The 20,496-nt window shown below is 35.0% G+C and carries 22 protein-coding genes; all 22 read right to left on the bottom strand.

Annotated features, from left to right (window positions below; translation table 11 throughout):
- Nucleotides 1-41: 41 nt before the first annotated feature.
- Complete coding sequence (locus tag KF816_03090; protein ID MBX3006992.1) at nt 42-2,261, bottom strand: patatin-like phospholipase family protein; 2,220 nt, start codon at nt 2,259-2,261, stop codon at nt 42-44.
- Nucleotides 2,262-2,381: 120 nt separating this feature from the next.
- A complete protein-coding gene (locus KF816_03085; protein ID MBX3006991.1) occupies nt 2,382-2,786 on the bottom strand; it encodes a hypothetical protein in 405 nt (134 codons plus the stop codon).
- Nucleotides 2,787-2,822: 36 nt separating this feature from the next.
- Nucleotides 2,823-3,092: a hypothetical protein gene (locus KF816_03080; protein ID MBX3006990.1), complete on the bottom strand. Its 270-nt coding sequence runs from the start codon at nt 3,090-3,092 to the stop codon at nt 2,823-2,825.
- A gap of 271 nt (nt 3,093-3,363) precedes the next feature.
- Nucleotides 3,364-4,647: a hypothetical protein gene (locus KF816_03075; protein MBX3006989.1), complete on the bottom strand. Its 1,284-nt coding sequence runs from the start codon at nt 4,645-4,647 to the stop codon at nt 3,364-3,366.
- Complete coding sequence (locus tag KF816_03070) at nt 4,644-5,375, bottom strand: outer membrane lipoprotein-sorting protein (GenBank protein MBX3006988.1); 732 nt, start codon at nt 5,373-5,375, stop codon at nt 4,644-4,646. Before KF816_03070 ends, KF816_03075 begins: the two co-directional genes overlap by 4 nt.
- A 69-nt stretch (nt 5,376-5,444) precedes the next feature.
- Nucleotides 5,445-6,677: an ABC transporter permease gene (locus tag KF816_03065; protein ID MBX3006987.1), complete on the bottom strand. Its 1,233-nt coding sequence runs from the start codon at nt 6,675-6,677 to the stop codon at nt 5,445-5,447.
- Entirely contained in the window at nt 6,674-7,375 is a 702-nt protein-coding gene (locus KF816_03060; GenBank protein ID MBX3006986.1) for an ABC transporter ATP-binding protein, read from the bottom strand. Before KF816_03060 ends, KF816_03065 begins: the two co-directional genes overlap by 4 nt.
- 154 nt (nt 7,376-7,529) lie before the next feature.
- A complete protein-coding gene (locus tag KF816_03055; protein ID MBX3006985.1) occupies nt 7,530-8,960 on the bottom strand; it encodes a DUF3943 domain-containing protein in 1,431 nt (476 codons plus the stop codon).
- A gap of 33 nt (nt 8,961-8,993) precedes the next feature.
- Nucleotides 8,994-9,251, bottom strand: coding sequence for a hypothetical protein (locus KF816_03050; GenBank protein ID MBX3006984.1), 258 nt, complete (start codon nt 9,249-9,251; stop codon nt 8,994-8,996).
- Nucleotides 9,252-9,392: 141 nt separating this feature from the next.
- Entirely contained in the window at nt 9,393-9,980 is a 588-nt protein-coding gene (locus tag KF816_03045) for a helix-turn-helix transcriptional regulator (protein MBX3006983.1), read from the bottom strand.
- Nucleotides 9,981-10,571: 591 nt separating this feature from the next.
- On the bottom strand, nt 10,572-11,690 hold the full coding sequence (locus tag KF816_03040) for an ABC transporter permease (GenBank protein MBX3006982.1): 1,119 nt from the start codon (nt 11,688-11,690) through the stop codon (nt 10,572-10,574).
- Entirely contained in the window at nt 11,690-12,793 is a 1,104-nt protein-coding gene (locus KF816_03035) for an ABC transporter permease (protein ID MBX3006981.1), read from the bottom strand. The genes KF816_03040 and KF816_03035 overlap by 1 nt, the downstream gene beginning before the upstream one ends.
- Before the next feature lie 6 nt (nt 12,794-12,799).
- A complete protein-coding gene (locus KF816_03030; GenBank protein ID MBX3006980.1) occupies nt 12,800-13,549 on the bottom strand; it encodes an ABC transporter ATP-binding protein in 750 nt (249 codons plus the stop codon).
- 10 nt (nt 13,550-13,559) lie between these two features.
- Nucleotides 13,560-14,474 (bottom strand): ABC transporter ATP-binding protein, encoded by a 915-nt coding sequence (locus KF816_03025; GenBank protein ID MBX3006979.1) that lies wholly within the window; start codon nt 14,472-14,474, stop codon nt 13,560-13,562.
- Nucleotides 14,475-14,480: 6 nt separating this feature from the next.
- Nucleotides 14,481-15,380, bottom strand: a complete 900-nt coding sequence (locus KF816_03020) for an HlyD family efflux transporter periplasmic adaptor subunit (GenBank protein MBX3006978.1) — start codon at nt 15,378-15,380, stop codon at nt 14,481-14,483.
- A 20-nt stretch (nt 15,381-15,400) separates the two neighbouring features.
- The gene (locus KF816_03015) at nt 15,401-16,660 is read right to left on the bottom strand and encodes a TolC family protein (protein ID MBX3006977.1); all 1,260 of its coding nucleotides are present in this window, start codon (nt 16,658-16,660) and stop codon (nt 15,401-15,403) included.
- Between the two features lie 117 nt (nt 16,661-16,777).
- Nucleotides 16,778-17,092, bottom strand: coding sequence for a cupin domain-containing protein (locus tag KF816_03010; GenBank protein MBX3006976.1), 315 nt, complete (start codon nt 17,090-17,092; stop codon nt 16,778-16,780).
- A gap of 19 nt (nt 17,093-17,111) precedes the next feature.
- Complete coding sequence (locus tag KF816_03005) at nt 17,112-18,026, bottom strand: cbb3-type cytochrome c oxidase subunit I (protein MBX3006975.1); 915 nt, start codon at nt 18,024-18,026, stop codon at nt 17,112-17,114.
- Nucleotides 18,027-18,036: 10 nt separating this feature from the next.
- On the bottom strand, nt 18,037-18,702 hold the full coding sequence (locus KF816_03000; GenBank protein MBX3006974.1) for a cbb3-type cytochrome c oxidase subunit I: 666 nt from the start codon (nt 18,700-18,702) through the stop codon (nt 18,037-18,039).
- Nucleotides 18,703-18,726: 24 nt separating this feature from the next.
- Nucleotides 18,727-19,332, bottom strand: coding sequence for a hypothetical protein (locus tag KF816_02995; protein MBX3006973.1), 606 nt, complete (start codon nt 19,330-19,332; stop codon nt 18,727-18,729).
- 99 nt (nt 19,333-19,431) lie between these two features.
- A complete protein-coding gene (locus KF816_02990) occupies nt 19,432-20,019 on the bottom strand; it encodes a hypothetical protein (protein MBX3006972.1) in 588 nt (195 codons plus the stop codon).
- Between the two features lie 20 nt (nt 20,020-20,039).
- Nucleotides 20,040-20,420 carry a cupin domain-containing protein gene (locus KF816_02985; GenBank protein MBX3006971.1) on the bottom strand — a complete coding sequence of 127 codons (381 nt, stop codon included), beginning with the start codon at nt 20,418-20,420 and terminating at the stop codon, nt 20,040-20,042.
- Nucleotides 20,421-20,496 lie beyond the last annotated feature (76 nt).

The following is a 20,496-nucleotide window of genomic DNA, read 5'->3' as shown; positions in this document are numbered from 1 at the left end:
TTTATTTATCCAATCGTTTGAACATATGAGTTTTTTCAAAATTAGAATTCATATCCAACAGATAAATATACTTGATCTCTCCCGAGTTCACTCCATCCATACATTAATGCAATCGGCCCAATTGGAGAGAGAGTTACAATGCCTGCGGAAATCCCGCCGATTAGATTATCCCATCTGAAGTTGCTATGCTTTTCAAAGCTATTTCCATAAGTAAAATTAACTTTGATATTTATTTTTTTAAAAGTTTCAATAAGATAAGAAATTCCAAAAACTGCATAGTGATTTCCCCATAATTCATCTCTACTAAAACCAGGCATAGTTAATGATCCGCCGATTCTGAATTTTTCATAGATCGGTAATTTTTCGTTTGAAGTACCGATTTTAACGAATGGATTTATTCTTTGCTTGAAATGCAGAGGAAAAACCCCGCTCAATTCAATACTCAATTTTGAAAATGGTAGAGTATTTTTTTCATACTTCAAAATCGTTTCACCTTCCAGCACAAATTTAATACCCTTAGCGGGTAAATAACGATTGTCGGTATTGTCTATATTTATTTTACCGAAGAGAAATAGGTTGTCCTTATTTTCATAACCAGCATCGTTGTTTCGACTATTCATATACCAAATTCTTTCCCATCTTAATCCGCCTGAAACATGGATTTTCCTGTATGGCTGAACTCCTATAGAAAATAAACCAACAACCCGTTTAAAATCCATCTGATCATAATGATCACCGGCAGGATTATATAAATAGGGATATTCGCTTTCATAGTATAGGCCGTTGTGAAAAGTTAGTGGGGTAACAAAGAACCGATCATTAGCCATTTCAATGCCGGCTTTAGTCCGCAGCTTTCCAAAACGAAATAACGGCATCAATCTTTCGCCCCATCCAAACAAATTGAAGTGAATTATCTGTATAAAACCGCTCACTCCTTCATCTTCTCTGTAATTAACACCAAACCCAATTGTTCTTGGATATTTTTCTATGACCTTTATATTCACTTTTAATTTTTCATTTGCCAGGGTATCAAGTTCTAACCAAACATTATCAAAAAGATTTGATGCGTAAATATTTTTTGTACTCTGAACAGCAATGTCTAAATTAAATTTATCTCCAACTGAAAGTGGAAAATCATCCATGATAGCTTCAGAAAATAGATATTTGTTACCAATAACATTTATTTCCCCAATTATTGATTTTTCTAAAAGCGTTAAATCAAGTTGGTGTTTAGTTCTTTTATTCGCTAAAATTTCATGTGGTATGATTCTTTTGATCTCCTCCATCTTGTCTTTTGCAGCATGGTATCCTTTTTCAATAAGCGAATCGAACCCGCTATAATCGTTTGATGAATGCTGATCTAATTGAGGTTCAATCAATACATCGGCAATCGCTATATTTTTCTTTTTCAATTCACTAATCATAATATCAATTGTATGGTCTGCAATGTCCATAAAGTTTGTAGGTTCTTCGCCCAAAGGAAAAAGTCCTACCAGATCAACACCAATTATTATATCTGCGCCCATATCTTTTACAACATCGGTTGGAATCACATTGAGTACTCCACCATCAACCATATATCTATCATTAATTTTTGCTGGATAAAAAAGGAAAGGAATAGCCATGCTTCCACGGATGGCTTGAGCAAGATCCCCTTTATCTATCGCAACTACTTCGCCTGTGGATATATCAACAACAACGGGTCTATATGGAATAGTAAGACTATCAAAATTAGATTTTGCCGAATAATTAGCTTGCGCGGTATATTTAAACAGTTCGTAATTAATTCTTTGACCCTTCATTAAACCAAAAGGAATATATATGTCCCATAACTTGAACCGTAGAGTGACAATAGATTCCATCATACCATATCTTTTACTTATTAATTCAAAACCTGGCTCGGGATTTTCGTTGAAGATACTCTCCCAATCAATCTGATGAACAATCTTTTTTTGTTCCTCACCGCTATATCCTGCAGCGTAGAGACCGCCCACAATACTGCCCATACTTGTTCCTGCAATATAGTCGATGGGAATTCCTTCTTCTTCAAACGCTATAATTACACCAATGTGTGCAATTCCTCTTGCACCTCCACCACTAAGTGCTAATCCTATTTTAATATCTTTATTGGATCTTTCGGAATCCGTTTTACCGGATTCATTACTATAAGTAACTTGCCCGTTAATAATTGAGCCGGAAATAATTAATATAAGAAGGAGAACCCTATTCAACGACTTAACTACTACACTTAAGTGTACCATGTGATCCTCACATTAAAATAAATAGCAGTGTGGAATTTTATGTCCCATGTTTACTAACGCATTCTGGCAAATAACTAAGAAATAATTTTACTGGTTGTGTATCAATCCGACAGCATAAGATTATTTTCCAAAAATTTCTTCTTTTTGCAATCCCTTTAATTTCGGCTTTTTAATGTTCTTATACTTGATTTTCTGTTGGCTATTTAATTTATTCTCAATTTCTTCAAGTAAATCTTCAATTTTATCCACACGGTTGTCGCGCCCTCTTTTTACTTTAATTTTTTCAAAGAATCCCGGCTCATCCCCGCTCTTGAATCGTGCTTTTAAAGTCGCTATTGTTTCCTTGTCTTCTTCAAGAATCTTCTCTATTTGCACAACCTTTGCATTGATTGTTTTGTATTGATCTGCGTTTAGCATTAAAAATTCTTGCACTTTGTCTTTTTCTAAAAGTGATACTTGTACCTGAGCTGCTGATTCATTACCGATGATTAAAACAAGAATGATGACTAAATATTTTATTTTCATGGCATATCCTAAAATGTATTGATTGTATTAGTTTTATTACTGAGTAACGTTATTACCAGTTTTCAAGACGACCAGAGTAATTGCTGACCAAATCACCGAACGAATGATCATTGCATTTATACTGTGCGATGCAACAGCACCGCCAGTAAGATAGATTACTCCTACGATGAGCAATACGATAATATGTGCTACGGTAACCATTTTTGAAAGTCTTAGCGACCATCCATGGTTTCTCCATATTAGTACACCGGCATATAGTCCAACAAATCCCATGAGTACATTGTAAATAAGTAAAGGAGTAAGCACGACATACTCCGGTTGAGTAATCCCCAACAGTACTTGAGTACCTTCCACGATAGTGAGAAGACTGAAAACAACAGCAACGCTTGCCGCTATTTTTTTATAGATTGTTTTATTCATTGTCATGCCTTTCATGTCTATTAATGTTATTGTGTGTCAATTTATTGTTGTGTAACCTTTTATTTATGAGTCATGATATTTATAATTATTTTCCAATCAACTTTTTCTCATTACGTCTTTCCATGTTATACCGATCTCTTAATGGATAATTCATTTTTCAAAAAAACACTCTCATCCAAAGTTCCATACGCTGCTGAACCTGCTTTCCACCATACTCGGTACTTCTGTCGCCGACAAACATTGTTGTCCAAAAAATAAATTCAGTATTTGTAACTGGCTTATAACTCATCTGAAATGAAAGAAGAAAACTATTGTCTATCAGATTGTAAATTGTATAAAGAGAGGGAGTAAAATAGAGCCAATCAAACGGTTCGGGTTGTGAAACTTTTAGGTACAAGTAATCTTGCATCAATGTAGTGCCTCTAAAATGAGTTAGGCTTGTATTGAGTGTTTGCGGCGCAACCATCGGGTTTGAACTTGCTGCCCCATTTTTTAGAAATTCACTATACTGTGAATATTCATCCATGCTAAGTCCGGCACCAGTGTGATAGTATTCCGCAATAATTGTAGTGTTAGATGCATCGAGATAGCGCAGTCCGATGAGATATGAATAACTGTCAACACGACTGTTGTAAAGTGAATTATTTATAATTGCAAACTTTTCAATATTTTGGTTGAAACTAAGTTCACCATGAATTTCAATGTTATCTTGAATGTTCCGCGCAAAATCAAATCCAAATCTTTTTGGTTTATTCACACTGTAATAAGCCAGCAAGTCAATGTCAGTATCCCAGAGAAGAAATGATGACTTAAGAGCAATATCGGTATTATTAAATTCTCCGAATGAAGTACCTGCAATGTCCGTCGTTGGAATCAGAACAGCAAGGAAGGAAAAGCTTTGCAACGCATCTGACGAAATACTTTTTATGTATTCAAAGTTGGCTGAAAGCAGACCCGCTTGTGCAAGTTCTGGATTTTCCGGGTCTTTAACTGGATTAACAAATCCAACCGGATTGAATGCGTAACCTTTGCCCCAGCTGTAAACTCGTTTACCAGCCTGTAAGTTGGTATTGAATGAGGGATTAAAACTCGCGTATGCTTCGAATAAATCAAATCTTGAATTGGAGTCACTATAATATGATGCATGCGTTTTTAGAACAAATCCTAAACCATTCGTACGGTATTCGGCGTTCAAATAAGGTTCTATCCTATATTGAGAAAGCATCGAAGTAGCAGGAGGATCTTTAAAGAATTGAAGTTTATATTGTGCTGAATTTTGATCCATATTGAACAGTGAATATTTCACATCAAGATTGCCATTCCATTCAAGCTTCTTTTCTTGTTCATCTTCTGTAAATGGCAAGGTCTCATTTTCTTGTCCATAGACAATTGCTGATGATGCAAGCATCAAAACAATGATAAACCACTTTGGGAATTTCATTTCTTCAAATCTCCTAATCGTCCCATATAATTTTGAGTAAATACTTCATCCGGGAATTGGCGTTTTTTAATGGTTTGATAAATCATTAATGAACGATAACCTTTGTATAAAGGGCTGTAGGTTTCTATTAATGAGGGGCGTGTTATTCCCCCTCCAAAATTTTTGTCATCCTTAAATTCAAGCGTTTTTATGAGCATCCCGCTGGCCGAATAAGCTTCAACTTTGCGGAGAATCTTTTTGTCTTTGGTAATCCACATTTTAAGTTTATCGTATGCAACTGTCTTATTCTTTGCTTTTAAATCAAGAATATTTTCTGTATCGGTGCCTTTAGTATATGTAGCGTCATACTCTGTCGAGTATTCCAACTGCATAATATCCGCATTATTAAAAACTCCCCCAACAACCGATTGAAGGCTTGTAATACGAATTGGTCTATTAGCACTTGGAATATAGAGCCACATATTTTCTCCAAGCCTTAATGTTGAACGTCCTTTTTCACTAGCAGGAGAAATGTAGAGCATTGCAATTTTATCTTTGCCCTTCTTCACTGTGTAGAATGTAAACTCTTTTTTAGAACCATCCGCTTCTTCATTTATAAGTTTCCTAATTGACTCATACGACTCCGGCATAAGGTTATCGTCAACTTCCTTTAATAGTTTGTTTGCATCCTGCGCTGTAACATTGAGCGCGAATAAAATCGTAAGAATTAACATCGATAGTGTTCTCATAACTAACTCGTTTTTTTTAGTGAGCAATCAGCTCATAATTAATAATAGTACGCTTAAGTTTTAGCATTTCTAATTATGTCCCAAAGCATCCACCGGTTCCATTTTGGAAGCTTTATATGCGGGTTGAAAACCTGCAAACAGTGATACGATCATAACGATAACTGCAACAATTATAACTTCACTCATGGGGATACTTGGTGCCAGCGATACATTCATTGATCCGAAGGTGAACTCAATCTTTGTCATATTCATAATCAACAATGCACCAAGTCCTATTACTATCCCTGCCAAAGTACTTAATAAGCCCATCGCAAATCCTTCAATAAGAAAAAGGGAAAGAATACGACGCGGTGGAGTACCGATTGCGGCAATAGTTCCTATTTCACTAATCCGTTCATAAACTGACATCGTCATTATGTTTAGAATACTGACAAGAACAATTGAAATCAAAATAAATTTTACTACAAGAATTAGCAGATCAACTATTCGCGCGATACTTGCAAATGGGGATAACTGTTCCCAGGTGTGAATTTCGGTTTCTGATTTCGGAGTGCCTACAGATTCTTTTAACTGCTTGTATACTTTGTTGAGCTGGTCATATTGTTGCAAATGAATTGCAATTTCAACTATCTCCGGTTGATCCTCACGTAGAAGCAGTTGTGCATCTTCAATGTGCATATATCCATCTTTGCCGGAAGGGCCGAAAACATTTTCTGTCATTGCCGCAATACGCAATGTGACTGCATTTACTGAACCATCTTTGTTGGTCGCAACCAGAACAATTTCATCACCAATATTTAATAAAAGTCCTTTCATTAAATTTTCCGGCACCAAAATTTCTCCCGGCTTAATAAACTGATCGGGATCTGTTATCTTTCCTTTAATTCTTTTAACAAATTCCGTTACTGTGCGATTTTCCATTTTGGGATAGACTGCGCTCATACGAATGTTTGATGTTTGAGCATAGTTACTAATCATTGCACCAAACTTTATACGCGGGCTGTAGGCAGCAACTTCGGGAATATTGTTTAACGATTTTTCAACATTTGCTAGCTGAGTACCTGAAAGAGTAAGATTTAACGGTAAATTATCAATTGATTCAACATATCCTTTTCTGTGAATTTGCAAATCACCCATTGCGGTATTAGTTAAGATACCTACCATTTGTGATTTAAAAGAAATTGCCAAACCGCCAAATACGATAACGAGAACGACCCCGAATGTGATTAGTGATGAAGTAAGAATCGTACGTCTTTTATTTCTAAATAAGTTTCGGAAAGCAATCATTATTAAATTTTTCATCGCTTATCCTCCTTATTAATTTTCGTGCTAACAATAGCTCCATCTTCTAGTGTATAGATGACTTCAGCTTCTCCAACAATTTTCGGATCATGCGTTGAAAAAATAAATGTTGTTCCAAATTCATTGGTCATTTCGTGCATAATATTGATAACCTTGAAAGCAGTAGCATGGTCAAGATTCGCAGTTGGCTCATCTGCAAGAACAATTTGCGGATTAGTAACCAGTGCACGGGCAACAGCAACTCGTTGTTTTTGTCCCCCGGAAATCTGATTCGGGTATTTATTTTTTTGATCGGTCATTCCGACTTTTTCCAACAACCGCGAAACCCGATCATTACGTTCCTTTGAAGGGAGCTTATCAAGCATTAGCAATGGATACTCTACATTTTCATAAACTGTTAAAACCGGAATTAAATTAAAATTCTGAAATACGAATCCTATCGTTCTACCTCTAAAGGAAGCACTTTCGGTACGGTCGAACATTCCAACATCAACATTGTTTACAAATACCTTTCCCTCAGTTGGCTTATCCAAACAACCGATTAGATTCAGCAATGTTGATTTACCGCTGCCTGATGGACCGATAAAAGAGACGAATGATTTTTCATGAATTTCTAGATTGATCCTATCAAGGGCTTGAACTGGGATTTCCCCAGTCTGATATGTCTTCCTTACATTTTCCAATCGAATTAAACTCATTGATTACCTTTCATGAAATTAAAAATAATTATTTATGACCCACTTGCATTTATACTCTGAACCGGCAACAAATTCAACAACAATTAACACGGCGAATATCAATAGCCGTTTCCTAAAAAGTTCCTTGAACAATACTCAAAACGTTTCCCTCTGATTATATATTTTGCTTAAAATAAACTCTTAATGCTGAGTTTGCATCTGTAGTATTTGTAAAATATTTATAATCGCCAAAACGTTCATACAACAAGAAATCCAGTCCCAAATAGCTGTTTTCAAATAGTTGATAGTTAATTCCGATATTAAGTAGCCCAACAAACTCCTCTCCTTCGGCCCCGCTTAAAGTATGAATCCAAAATCTTTTATAGTTTGAATAGATTTCTCCAAAATTTTTAAAGATAACTTTAGCACCAATTTTTGTGCTGGCTCCCGGACCAATGTTATAATCTTTACCTGATTCAGATGCATAGTGTGAGTTTGTAGCCCCCATTAATATTGCAGATAATCCAAAATAATTTTGCATAGAAACTGATGCAGATAACGGCACTGTATTTATTATTTGTCCGGAAACGCTTGTTGCCGAAAGTTTGTAAACTGTATTGATATGAATGTCGACTTCTTTGTAAATGCCAATTATATTTTTTGAGTTTTCGAATAACTTTAATTTATTATCCCAAATAACGCCGCTTGCAAATATTCCCACAATATTATCATTGGGTGCTATATTAACCTCTGTGTGTAGTGTAAAATAATCGAATGGTTTTTGGTGATCTGAAACTGAAAATTGATCACCATAATTCATGTCTACTCTAATTGCCACGTACGATTTACTATTGTTCAGTTTACTACTAAAAAAAACATTATGCATACCACTGGAAACAACCATATTAAACTTTGAGCGCTTGTTTGGTTTACCGGTTTTCCACATATCTCCTCTAATTAATCGATTGAATCCTTGCATCGGATCAATTAGAGTTGAAGAGAATTCTCGAAGAAATCTCTCGAGCCCGACAGCGCTTTCATCAATAATTAAATTGGAGACGCGAAATGAAATCTCTCCTAAGATAATTCCGGTAACCGGGGTGTTTACGATATCATTATAGGAGGGGGGTTCATTTTCCATAAAAAATTCCCACATTAAGCTGCCGCCAAATACATAGGGAGCTGACTCCCAAAAATCGAGACCATTAGACCGGGCAAGATTATAATAGTTAGAACCATGATAAGGATGCCAAAATTGATTCATTAAGTAACCGTCAACATCCCATTCGAATCCTGACTTGAAATTATTTTTTATTGTTTCCCAACTAATATTTGACCAACCTTCACTGGTTAAATATTTACTGTAACCCCAAACACCAAAATTAAGTCCAATGATTTGTGCGGCTGGCAACCAGTAATTTTTCTCTATTGTGGTTTTTACTACAGAAGAATCTTGCGAATTTGTAAAAGGAAATTTCGACAAACCAGAGAGTAAGTCATTTTGCACTGTTGTCTGAGCAAAAGAATATTTTCCATGAAAACCGGAAATCACAAGTATAACTGGGATCAAGATTCGTAATATCGAATTGTGTTTTTTGAACTTCATACGAACACCTTAACATATTTCAAATTATCTTTTTTAAACAACCCAGCCACCATGCACGAAAGAATTGTAAAACCGAGTTATTTTTTCAAATCCCGCTTCTAAAAATTCATCGCTCCACTCGTAGTATATTTTATTAGGGTTAAGTCCTACTTTGCGGAACAGCCCTGAAATACTTAACTCTACTTGCAGACCTTCGAGTACTAACCAGATCCTCTCCTTATTGGAATACTTCTTTCTGGTCCTACGTTTTATTTCTTTTACTATCGATTCTGTACTCTGATTACTTCCCACGGTTCTACTCCTCTGCTTCTCATCGGGTTATCTTAAAACCATCTCTTAATTTCAACACCTTTTTTGTCCAATATCCTCTGACAGTTAACAATCTCATTTACGTTAGTTAACATTCACTAACAATTATTTTAAAAATATATTTCATTTGATAGCTAATAATTTCTCAATTGTATTAACTGCTTTCTTCCCGCTTTGTGAAAGCGAGGAAGAAAAACCACTCATTCTCCATTCCAATATAACCATACGAATAAATCCCAGAATTATCTTTACTAATTCATTTGTTTCCACTTCAATTACCAGTTTCTTTGCTTGTGCCTCGTCAAAAATACTTTTAATTAATTTTTTCCTTCTTTCAATAATCGCAAGCATCTTCTCTCTCAACAAATCACTCTGGTTAAATATCTCCTCAGCAAAGATTATAGATGTCATACCCGGATTTTTTTCCAGGAATTCAAAATGATATCGTACAAATCTATTTATCTTTTCTATCGGTTTTTCATACTTCTTTATTTCCTGAAATAGGCTCAAATCAAACTCATTAAACCGCCCCAGAATTCCTAAAACAATATCCTCTTTGTTAAGAAAATGCCTATAAATTGCTGGTTCACTTATTCCAACCCTTTTGGAAAGTTCTCTAATAGAAAAAGCTTGATAACCCAGCTCATGAATTATTTTGATCGCTTCATCAATGATTAATATCTGTCTTTCTTCTGTACTTAAACGAGCCATCTTTTTCCCTGCATTATGTTAGTTAACACTCACTAACAAATATAGTTTGGAAGATGCCTTTTGTCAAGTTTAAAATTATTTTTTATCGACTCCCGACTAATTGTTGACCATCCGTGACTTGTTAAATACCTGCTATAAGCCCATTCGCTAAAATTAAGCTCAACAATCTCAACTACCGGCAACCAATATTTTTTTCAACATCTAATAAAGTTTTATGTGTGTCACTAGATGTTAAACTTTGGTTAAGGGAAAGTCTGGAGGGTAACGAATAGTTATCTTTTGGTTGTGCAAACAAGTTAAAACTTGTTGATACCAAAATAAAAGCAACGGCAATAAATTTAGATTTCATAACTTATCTTTTTTCTTAATGTTAGTTGTGCAATTTTTCTTCTTTCACCTTCAAACACAAATTAACTTTTTTTTCATCAGCAATTTGACTTGTTACATCAATAACTTTTATGAAATTTTATAGTCTGTGAATTCCCTTTATTAGTTGCAATTATTACACTACTTATAAATCCATTTAAAGCGATTAAAAATATTCGCGATAGTTTTTAATTGAGAACTATTCATTGTCAATCTTTTTATTTGTTATATAGTCTTTTTATAATTCCAAATTGCTAATCCATTAAATACGATTGCAAAACCAGTTACTATTAAAAAGTGATAACGCAAATCCCAAAAACCGCTGCCCTTTAGTACTATCATTCTCATTGCCTCAATCAAATAGCGAACTGGATTAATATAAGTTAAATATTGTGCCCAATCCGGCATGTTTTCAATTGGCGAAAACAATCCGCCAAGCAAAATAAATATTAGCATAAAGAAGTAAGCTATAAACATTGCTTGCTGCTGTGTATCTGCATAGATTGAAGTTAGCAAACCAAACCCGAGCAGTGCAATTAAGTATATACCCGCAAAAAGAGATCCAACCCAGAAACTTCCTTCGGGATAGATTCCATAAAGTATTAAGCTGATAATAAATCCAATGATCAAAACGACAAAACCAAGTACCCAAAATGGGATTAGTTTACTTAAAATGAATTGATATTTTTTTATTGGTGAAACATTAAGCTGTTCTATTGTTCCAATCTCTTTTTCTTTTACAATGTTTAATGATGCCATCAGGAAGCCCACCAAAGTAACAAGCAGCGCCAGCACTCCCGGGACAATGAACAATTTATAATCCATTTGTGGGTTAAACCAATTAGAACTTGTAATATCTATAACAGGAATGGCATTTAAACGTGATTGCTGCGTCCATTGGATACGCACATCATTATTAAAATCTCTTAATATAGTATTAGCATAAGCTACAGCCAGTCCGGCAGTTTGTCCGCTTATTGCATTTGCAGCAAACAAAACTATTGTTTCATTATCTCTTATAAGATCTCGTTCAAATCCTTTTGGAATTTCAACAATCAAATCCGCTTTATCCTTTTCAACCTGATCTAATGCATCAGCGTATGTTTTAGAATAATCTACAAGTTGGAAATATCCGGAAGAAGTAAAATTATTAATAAGCTTTCTTGAATATTCGGAATGATCATTATCAACAACGCTAAGTGTAATATTCTTAATCTCATAAGTTGCAGCATATGGAAGCAGAATAAGTTGGATAACCGGTAAAGCTAAAATCATTCTTAGGATAAGTTTATCACGAAAGATTTGTAAAAATTCTTTTCTTAATAAAAATTTTAGTGTTCTCATTATAACCTGATCTTAAATCTTTTTATGCTGATTATTAAAAAAGTAGCTGTCATAGCCAATAGAATTAAAATTTCTTTCCAGACTAGTTCTATGCCTATTCCCTTTATCATTACATTTTTTACGATTATGATGTACCATTTTGCAGGAACCATATTTGATAGTATTTGCAGAATAGTTGGCATATTTGCAATTGGATAGGCATAACCACTTAACATTACAACAGGAAGCATTAAACCAAGGAGCGAAATTAACATTGCTGCTTGCTGTGTTTCTGTAACAGTTGAAATTAGAATCCCGAGTGATAATGCACAAAAAATATAAATAATTGTAGAAGCAATTAGTAAGAACAAACTACCCTCGATTGGAAGACCAAGCACAAATACACTTAATATTAAAATAGTTGCGACATTTATTAGAGATATTATAAAGTATGAAATTACTTTGCTGATGACCACGAGCCCTGGTTGCATTGGTGAAACAAGAAGTATTTCCATTGTGCCCAATTCTTTTTCTCTTACGATTGCAATTGAAGTCATCATAGCAGAGATTAGTAAAAGAATCATTCCCATTACACCAGGTACAGAAGTATAAGCGCCTTTTAATTGTGGATTATAAAGCATCCGCATTTCTGATTTGATAGTGTATGGGGTTTTTTTTTGTTGATTCAATTCATTTTGATAGTTTCTTACAATCGAACTAATATAATTTGTAAGAGTAGTTGCCTGATTTGGATCAGTTGCGTCTGCTATTATTTGAAGCTGTGCCTTGTTTGAATGTGACAATTCATTTTGAAAGTTTTGCTGAAATACGATAGCCAGTTTTATTTTTCCGGTTTTAAATGCTTTTTCAATTTGAGCATTTGATGTAATAGTTCGGTCTATATCAAAATACTGAGAACTTTCTATTTTAGTTATGATACTTTGCGTGACTTCATCCTTTGAATTATCCAGTATGGCAATATTCGCATTGCGCACTTCGGTTGTAATAGCAAAACCAAAGAGAAGCAGCTGAACAATCGGCAAACCAATCAAAACCAACATAGAACGAGTATCTCGCAGTATGTGATGAAATTCTTTTTGAATAAATGTTATTAATTGTTTCATTAAATATTATTCTCCACGTTTGGCTCCGCGTGCAAGCATAATAAATACTTCATCCATCGAGTTAGCATTATATTGTTTCTTTAAACCTGCTGGTGAATCAAGAGCTTTTATTACACCATCAACCATAATGGAAACACGATCACAATACTCCGCTTCGTCCATATAATGTGTAGTTACAAAAACTGTTATTCCGTTATGTGAAGCTTCATAAATCATATCCCAGAATTGTCTTCGTGTAATTGGATCAACACCTCCAGTGGGTTCGTCTAAGAAAACAATCTTCGGAGTATGAAATATTGCGATGCTGAATGCAAGTTTTTGTTTCCATCCAAGCGGCAATGAAGCAACTAATTTATCAGCTTCATTTTGCAAATTTAGTTTATTGATAAGTTCACTGCGTCTTTTTTCAATTTCATCATCGGATAATCCATATATCCCGCCAAACAATTGAATGTTTTCGTTGATGGTCATATCTTCGTACAAAGAAAATTTCTGACTCATATAACCAATGCTTTTTTTAATCTTTTCAGTTTCTTTGTAAATATCAAAACCTGCTATAGTTGCATTGCCGCTGCTTGGCTTTGAAATTCCGATTAACATTTTCATTGCAGTCGTTTTGCCTGCACCATTTGCACCAAGAAATCCAAATATCTCACCTTTTAAAACTTCAAAAGTAATTTCATTGGCGGCAATAAAATCACCAAACTTTTTTGTGAGCTTATCAGTTTTTATAACTATTTCTTTTTCTGATGTCATCTTTCTGAAATTACCTTCTCATCAACTGCATAAAGCGGTCTTCAATATTTGGTTCGATTTGAGTGATCTTAAGTTCAGTGTGATCTTTCAAAAATGATTTTAAATCATTCATATCCGGATTCTCTTCCTTTAATACGAGATGATGATACTGCCCAAATGCAAAGCAGGATTCTGTTTTAGAATAAGCCCGCAAATCGTTTAAAAGATTAAACATACTCTTTGATTTTACAGCGTAAATATTTTTATCAAATCTATTAACAATATTTAGTGGAGTATCAATTTCTAAAATTTTGCCTGTTTGAATGAGAGCAATTCTGTCGCACAGATTTGCTTCATCCATATATGGAGTTGAAACAAGAATACTGATGCCTTGAGCTTTCAATCGCTTTAACATTTCCCAGAATTCTTTTCGTGAAACGGGATCAACACCGGTCGTTGGTTCATCAAGAAAAAGAACTTTAGGTTTATGGATTAGTGCACAGCTGAGAGCAAGTTTCTGTTTCATCCCTCCGCTAAGTTTACCGGCACGCCTTGTTTTAAATGGTTCGAGCTGCTTATAAATATCAGAAATTAAATCATAGTTCGCTTTAACAGTTGTATTAAAAATCGTTGCAAAAAAATTGAGATTTTCTTCTACAGTTAAATCCTGATAGAGTGAAAATCGTCCCGGCATATAACCAACCATGTTTCTAATCGCTGCATAGTCTTTAACTACATCAGAACCCATCACGGCTGCGTTACCTTTATCAGCAAACAACACGGTTGTCAGAATTCTAAAGATTGATGTTTTGCCTGCACCATCCGGTCCGATTAATCCAAACAATTCACCTTCAGCGACAGAAAATGAAACATCATCAACGGCTGTAACAAGGTTCTTTTTAGCAGAATAAGTTTTTGTAATATTTTTTGCTTCGATTGCATTCATAAAATTTTAAAATTTTATTTCTCCGTACATACCAATTTTTAGATAACCGTCGTTCATTACTTTTACTTTGATTGCATAAACAAGATTTGCACGTTCATCTTTTGTTTGGATCGTTTTTGGAGTGAACTCAGCTTTTGAAGAGACCCAATAAATTTCTCCACTCAATTCTTTTTGTTCACCTTCACCTTTATCAACATAAACTTTAACTTTCTGACCAAGCTTTAGCTGCCCCAATTGATCGCCATCAACGTAGGCTCGTAAAGTCATTTCAGAAAGATTAGCAATTTTGTAAAGCGCCTTGCCATTTGAAGTAATCTCATCTTGTTTAGCGTATTGTGTTAAAACCGTTCCATTAATTGGATTTTTTATAATACTTTTTTTTATTTGATCTTCAATCTGTTCTACTTGTGCGTTTAGCGGAAGAGTTTCACTTTGTATCCCTTGTTTTGTGATTGTTAAACTGGATTTGGTTGCAGTGTATTGCTTGTTTAAAACTTCTAACTGTGAGTTTATATCATCAAGTTGTTTTGTAGTTGCGGCATCTAAACTTACGAGATTTTCAAATCTCTTTCTTTCAATTTCTGTAGTTTCAATTTGTTTTTGAAGAGCAGCAAGTTGAGCGCTAATATCAGGCTGTTTACTCAAGACGGCAGTTATTGATGATAGCAATTGCTTTTTCTTAAGATGTAGTTGTGTTGTGTCAACCACTCCAACAATTTGATTTTCTTTAAACTGCATGCCTTCTTCTACCTGAAACATTACAAGTTTTCCCATCGCTTCCGATGAAACTATAATTTCTTCTGATTCAAATGTTCCGGTTGCATCGAAATTTTCATTGCCGCTTGAGCAGGCTAGTAACAAAGTTGTAATCAGAATAAGGAAAATGTTTAATAATTTGTTTTTCATATTTATCTCTATTATAATCTTTAATTACCTGTTGTGATTTTGTAATTATACTGAGCAAGCAATAATTGAATTTTGTGAATCTCTAAATTTTGTTTTGCAGTGTCTTCCGCATTTAAATCACGGATGTAGTCGTTTGAGGTAATCACTCCGTATTTAAGTTTTGCTTTCGCTGTTTCTTTAACTGAGGTTCTTAAATCAATTATACTCTTATCTACCTCAATCAGTTTTTTTAGTTTATCAATTTCTAGTAGCTGCTGATTAGTCGTGATCTTTGTGTTTAACATAAATGTTTCCGTTTGAGCATCAATTCTTTGCAGATTTAACTGATTGATTTCACTTTCATTTCCATAACTGTATAGATTTGATAGTGACCATGAAAATCGAATACCGGTTATATAAAACCAATCAAAATCATTAATGAACATATTCAATCCAGGTTTTCCGTATCCACCTTGAAAAAACAAATTAGCTTTAGGAACAATTTTGGAAACAGTGATCTCATTTTGATTTTCTATAAGATTTTTCTGAGCTGAGTACATCTTCAATTCAGGTCTTGTTATCTCTTCGTCCAAAAAGTTAATTTGTGGTGGAGTAGAAAAAATGGTTGCTTTATTCAACTTTTCATTTATTAATAAACTGAGCATATTTATATAAGATATGCGGGAAGAGTTAAGTTCAATTTTGCGCTGCTCTGTCTTTAATAACTCTGCTCTTAAAACATCAACATCGGATCTAGTTGCAGTGCCATTTGTGTGTGCAGCATCAATTTTTGAAATGCCGGCAGTCAAATCATTTATCACAAGATCAATTTGATTTAATTGAGCTTCAATAAGAAGAATGCCTAGATAAATTTGAGTAACTCTTTCTTTAATTTTTAATAGGTCTATTTCAATTTTTTGATTATCAATTTCATTTACAGATTCCTGAATACCAGCTTGCGCTCCCATTATTCCGCCGTCATAAATTGTCTGGGTTACATCAACAGTAACCTTATATTGATCTTTTGAGAGTTTTTGAATTACTATTCCGGGTGATAACATTGGAATCTCTGTTACATCCGATTGATATGAAGCTTGTGCGAGAAGAGTTATCTGTGGGAAGTATCCGTTCCAAATATTGCTAACACTATAATCTTTTGTTTTAGCACTGTAATCTTTCTGTTTGATAAGCGGATAGTTTATTCTCGCTTTTTCATAACACTCTTCAAGCGTAAGCTGCTTTTGCGGAATAATAAAATCATGACTTGTTAATAACAGGATTATAAATAATAATCTTTTCATAATCATATTTTATTTAATGTTTTTTTTATAATGCCATTTAGAAGTAAAACTTTTATTATTTCTGACTTGTGATCTCAATCAAGTATTCCGCTAATAAACGTAAATGTAATAAACTAATTATTTAATCATAGTCAAAAGCATTTTGGATTTTACGGTTGCTTTTAATCCGTGCGGAATATCTGCAGGCATAACAAGTATTTCTCCTGCTTTAACATTGTATGGATTTCCGCCAATCTTAATTTCCATTTCACCATCAACCATATAAACAACTGCTTCGTAAGGTGATGTATGCTCTGTTAATGATTCATCTTTATCGAACGCAAAAAGTGTAATGTTTCCGTTTGGCTTTTTAATAATTTGTTTGCTTACTATCGTACCATTTTGATATCCGACTGCATCAATCAGTATTTCTTTTTTTGTTGTTTCAGACATTGTATTTACCTTCCTTCGTTTATTTTTTAGATTTTATAAATTTAAGTGAAAACTGATACACAAAATAAATAAGCAGTAATACACCGATGCCAAACAATGTATCCCCTAAGGCTCTTGCCCATCTTAGCATTTGCATAGTTTCAGTCTGTAAGAACTCGGCACTTCTTGCATACCAGTAACCATGTTCCACAGAAGCCCAGGTCTGCATCAGTCCAACCGGGAGTAAGCTGAAAACCACCATTGCGAATAAACCGAAGTTAAGTAACCAGAACGACCACTTAATCGGTTTTTCGTCCCACTCCATATCAGGCATAATTCCACGGAAACAGAATAACATAAGACCGATTCCAAGCATACCATAAACGCCGAACAAGGCTGCATGTGCATGGACTGGAGTTGTATTTAATCCCTGCATATAATAAAGAGCAATAGGCGGGTTGATCATGAATCCGAATAAGCCGGCACCAAGCATATTCCAGAATGCAACAGACACAAAGAAATATATTGCCCATTTGTACTTTCTCACCCATTCTTTGGCGCGGGAAAGTTTAATGTTTTCCCATGCTTCATATCCCACGAACAACAATGGAACAACTTCAAGAGCACTAAATACAGAGCCGAGTGCAAGTACAACCATTGGTGTTCCGGAAAAGTAAAGATGGTGAAGCGTTCCAATAATGCCGCCTGATAAAAAGATGGTAGCGGAAAAAACCGTTGCCTGTCCGGCTGTTTTAATTGAAATTAATTGCAGTCTTGCAAAGAGAAAAGCTATAACAACAGTAGCAAAAACTTCAAAGAAACCTTCAACCCAGAGATGTACGACCCACCAGCGCCAGTATTCTGCAACGGCAAGGTTTGTGTGTTTTCCGTACATTAAAGCTGCAGCATAAAAGGTTGCAATCGCAATTGTTGAAATGAGAAACAGAACAAGGATCGGTTTCTGATCATCTTTTTTTTTGCAGTGCTGGTTTGATTGCGCGGACTATTAAGAACAACCAGAGAAATAGTCCTATAAGTAATGCTATCTGGAAGAATCTCCCAAGATCTATATATTCATATCCGCTGTGACCGAATAAAAACCAATGTTCATCAGGAAGAACATTTTTTACGCTTAACCATTGACCAGCCATTGAACCAAGAACTACAAATATCAGAGCTGTGAAAAGTATATTTACTCCCAGTCTTTGACCTTTTGGTTCAGCTCCGCTTACAGCCGGAGCAATGTATAATCCCGCAGCAAGCCATGCAGTTGCAATCCAGAATATTCCTAACTGCGTATGCCAGGTTCTTGTAATTACATAAGGAATGATTTCCGCAATCGGAATTCCGTAAAATGCTCCTCCTTCTACTCCGTAGTGTGCAGTAATAAGTCCCAATATTATCTGAAGTAGAAACATACCGGAGACTAACCAAAAATATTTAACTATAGCTCTCTGCGATGGGGTAATAAAGGCTCCGAGCAGAGGATCATCCGCCGGTATCCGGGTATGCTCAACTTCACCTTTGTTGGCGGCATAGTATAACGCCATTCCACCGATACCAAGCAGCAGCAAAATTATACTTACACCCGTCCAAACAATAGTATCCGGAGTGGGAACGTTTCCAACCAATTCTTCATGAGGCCAGTTATTAGTCTAAGTTACGTTGTCATCAATCCTGTTGGTTGATGCAGCCCAGGAGCTCCAGAAGAAGAACGCATTTAGTTTTCTGATTTTCTCATTATCAGTTAATGAATTTTTGGGAATTGCATATTCATCTTTACCGTTTATGAATATGTTGCTGTAATGTTCAGTGTTTTGTTTGATTGCCGTAAGACGCGCATTGTCTATCGTGATAATGCCTGCTTGCGGATCATAAGTATTTGTTCTGAAAGAATTGATTAATCTTGTTTGCAGAGCCGATTTTTTTTCATCGGATAATTTTTCAAACGGGAGTGTGTACTTCTGTTCGGACCAGATATCTAATACGATTACTGCCTCACGATGCAGCCAATCTGCCGTCCAATCGGGAGCGATATAGCTTCCGTGCCCCCAAATTGAACCAAGCTGCATACCACCCATAGCCTGCCAGATGTTCTGTCCTTGTTGTATATCGGACTTTGTAAAAACCAGTTCACCGCTTTCCGTAACATACTTTTCAGGGATCGGCGGTTTTTCCTGATATATTCTTATACCAACCCAGCTTAAGACCGCAAAGGAAATAATTATAACAAGCGAAAAAGATATCCAGTACTTTTTCATATAATAATCCTTAAATGCTTATTAATGTTTTTACTAAACAGCTTTTTTGAAAGTTAAGAAAGAACATGCAAACCAGTTCTTTTACTTTTTTTCTGATGCTTAATGCCCTAAATGTGAGCTGCCGTGTTCAATAATATCGTGAATTGCTTCAACGGTATGGGTGTAGTCAACATAGGCAGCTACAAATTCTCTTCCTTTTTCAACCGAATCATCTTTTACTTTATTGAGTTCCGATACTTTTTCATATTTTTCACGAACTACTTTATCAATATGTTTATTCAGCTTGAGTAAAAAATCATCAACATTGTTCTCTTCAAGAGCTTTGTCGGTCATTTGAATAATCTGTTTTGTAGTTCCCGCAGGTTTTAAGCCTGTGTATGGAGCGCCCTCTGTTTCGCGGTGCAATCGAACGAGAGTTTCAAAAAAATGTTTCTCTACAATCTCATAAACTCCTTTATCTCCGTTGCGCAATTCGTAGGTCTTTTGAAACAATTTTATAATCTCTTTCTCTTGTTCTTTAGTTACCCATTTAAGAACTAAATTAATATTGTTTGTTTCGAGTGCCTTTTCAGCATCTTTAATTACTGGTCCGTCATAAGAATCGCAGTGAGCTGAAGTAGTGTTTATGAATATGAAAATGAGTGCTGCTAAAAATAACATCACCGTAAATTTTGGTTTGAGTAACATGATAATTTCCTTAAATAGTTTTATTTTTTTTGAATAATAGTGAGAATATAAATTGTATCTTCCAATGCTTCAACATCGTGAGGAATAGTTTTTTCTAATACAATTAGTCCATTTGTTTCTATAACGATCTTTTCCTCTCCGGCAATATAATTCATCTTACCGGATAATACAAATAATGTTATGGGTCCTTCAACCTTATGTTCGTTTAATGTAGCCCCCTTACGTAACGATATTAACACAATACGAATGTTTGAATTCTTCTGTAAGGTAACAGCGTTACGATCTCCGTTAATCCACGCCGTTTCTTTTTTTAACTGAGCAATTTTTTCTTCAATAGCGAAGGTAAGCAGCGGCGCTTTGAGTGTTCTATCTTTAAGACTTTCTCTTTGTGTGTTAGACATTTTTCTAACTCCTTTTCATAAAATTTTATTTACAACTTCTATTTCATTTTTATACTTTTATTAAATGAGCTCCTCT

This window comes from Melioribacteraceae bacterium (genome assembly GCA_019638015.1).
Classification (GTDB): Bacteria; Bacteroidota; Ignavibacteria; order Ignavibacteriales; family Melioribacteraceae; genus JAHBUP01.
The sequence above is the reverse complement of the archived record's forward strand: the minus strand, read 5'-3'. Positions and strand labels throughout refer to the sequence as shown.

Excerpts from the sequence above, each read along its gene's own strand:
- KF816_03040 (MBX3006982.1), bottom strand. The coding sequence starts at position 11,690 with ATGAGAACACTAAAATTTTTATTAAGAAAAGAATTTTTACAAATCTTT.
- KF816_03055 (MBX3006985.1), bottom strand. The coding sequence starts at position 8,960 with ATGAAGTTCAAAAAACACAATTCGATATTACGAATCTTGATCCCAGTT.
- KF816_02985 (MBX3006971.1), bottom strand. The coding sequence starts at position 20,420 with ATGTCTAACACACAAAGAGAAAGTCTTAAAGATAGAACACTCAAAGCG.
- KF816_03060 (MBX3006986.1), bottom strand. The coding sequence starts at position 7,375 with ATGAGTTTAATTCGATTGGAAAATGTAAGGAAGACATATCAGACTGGG.
- KF816_03030 (MBX3006980.1), bottom strand. The coding sequence starts at position 13,549 with ATGACATCAGAAAAAGAAATAGTTATAAAAACTGATAAGCTCACAAAA.
- KF816_03075 (MBX3006989.1), bottom strand. The coding sequence starts at position 4,647 with ATGAAATTCCCAAAGTGGTTTATCATTGTTTTGATGCTTGCATCATCA.
- KF816_03010 (MBX3006976.1), bottom strand. The coding sequence starts at position 17,092 with ATGTCTGAAACAACAAAAAAAGAAATACTGATTGATGCAGTCGGATAT.
- KF816_03015 (MBX3006977.1), bottom strand. The coding sequence starts at position 16,660 with ATGAAAAGATTATTATTTATAATCCTGTTATTAACAAGTCATGATTTT.
- KF816_03070 (MBX3006988.1), bottom strand. The coding sequence starts at position 5,375 with ATGAGAACACTATCGATGTTAATTCTTACGATTTTATTCGCGCTCAAT.
- KF816_02995 (MBX3006973.1), bottom strand. The coding sequence starts at position 19,332 with ATGAAAAAGTACTGGATATCTTTTTCGCTTGTTATAATTATTTCCTTT.
- KF816_03065 (MBX3006987.1), bottom strand. The coding sequence starts at position 6,677 with ATGAAAAATTTAATAATGATTGCTTTCCGAAACTTATTTAGAAATAAA.
- KF816_03085 (MBX3006991.1), bottom strand. The coding sequence starts at position 2,786 with ATGAAAATAAAATATTTAGTCATCATTCTTGTTTTAATCATCGGTAAT.
- KF816_02990 (MBX3006972.1), bottom strand. The coding sequence starts at position 20,019 with ATGTTACTCAAACCAAAATTTACGGTGATGTTATTTTTAGCAGCACTC.
- KF816_03020 (MBX3006978.1), bottom strand. The coding sequence starts at position 15,380 with ATGAAAAACAAATTATTAAACATTTTCCTTATTCTGATTACAACTTTG.
- KF816_03025 (MBX3006979.1), bottom strand. The coding sequence starts at position 14,474 with ATGAATGCAATCGAAGCAAAAAATATTACAAAAACTTATTCTGCTAAA.
- KF816_03090 (MBX3006992.1), bottom strand. The coding sequence starts at position 2,261 with ATGGTACACTTAAGTGTAGTAGTTAAGTCGTTGAATAGGGTTCTCCTT.
- KF816_03035 (MBX3006981.1), bottom strand. The coding sequence starts at position 12,793 with ATGAAACAATTAATAACATTTATTCAAAAAGAATTTCATCACATACTG.
- KF816_03045 (MBX3006983.1), bottom strand. The coding sequence starts at position 9,980 with ATGGCTCGTTTAAGTACAGAAGAAAGACAGATATTAATCATTGATGAA.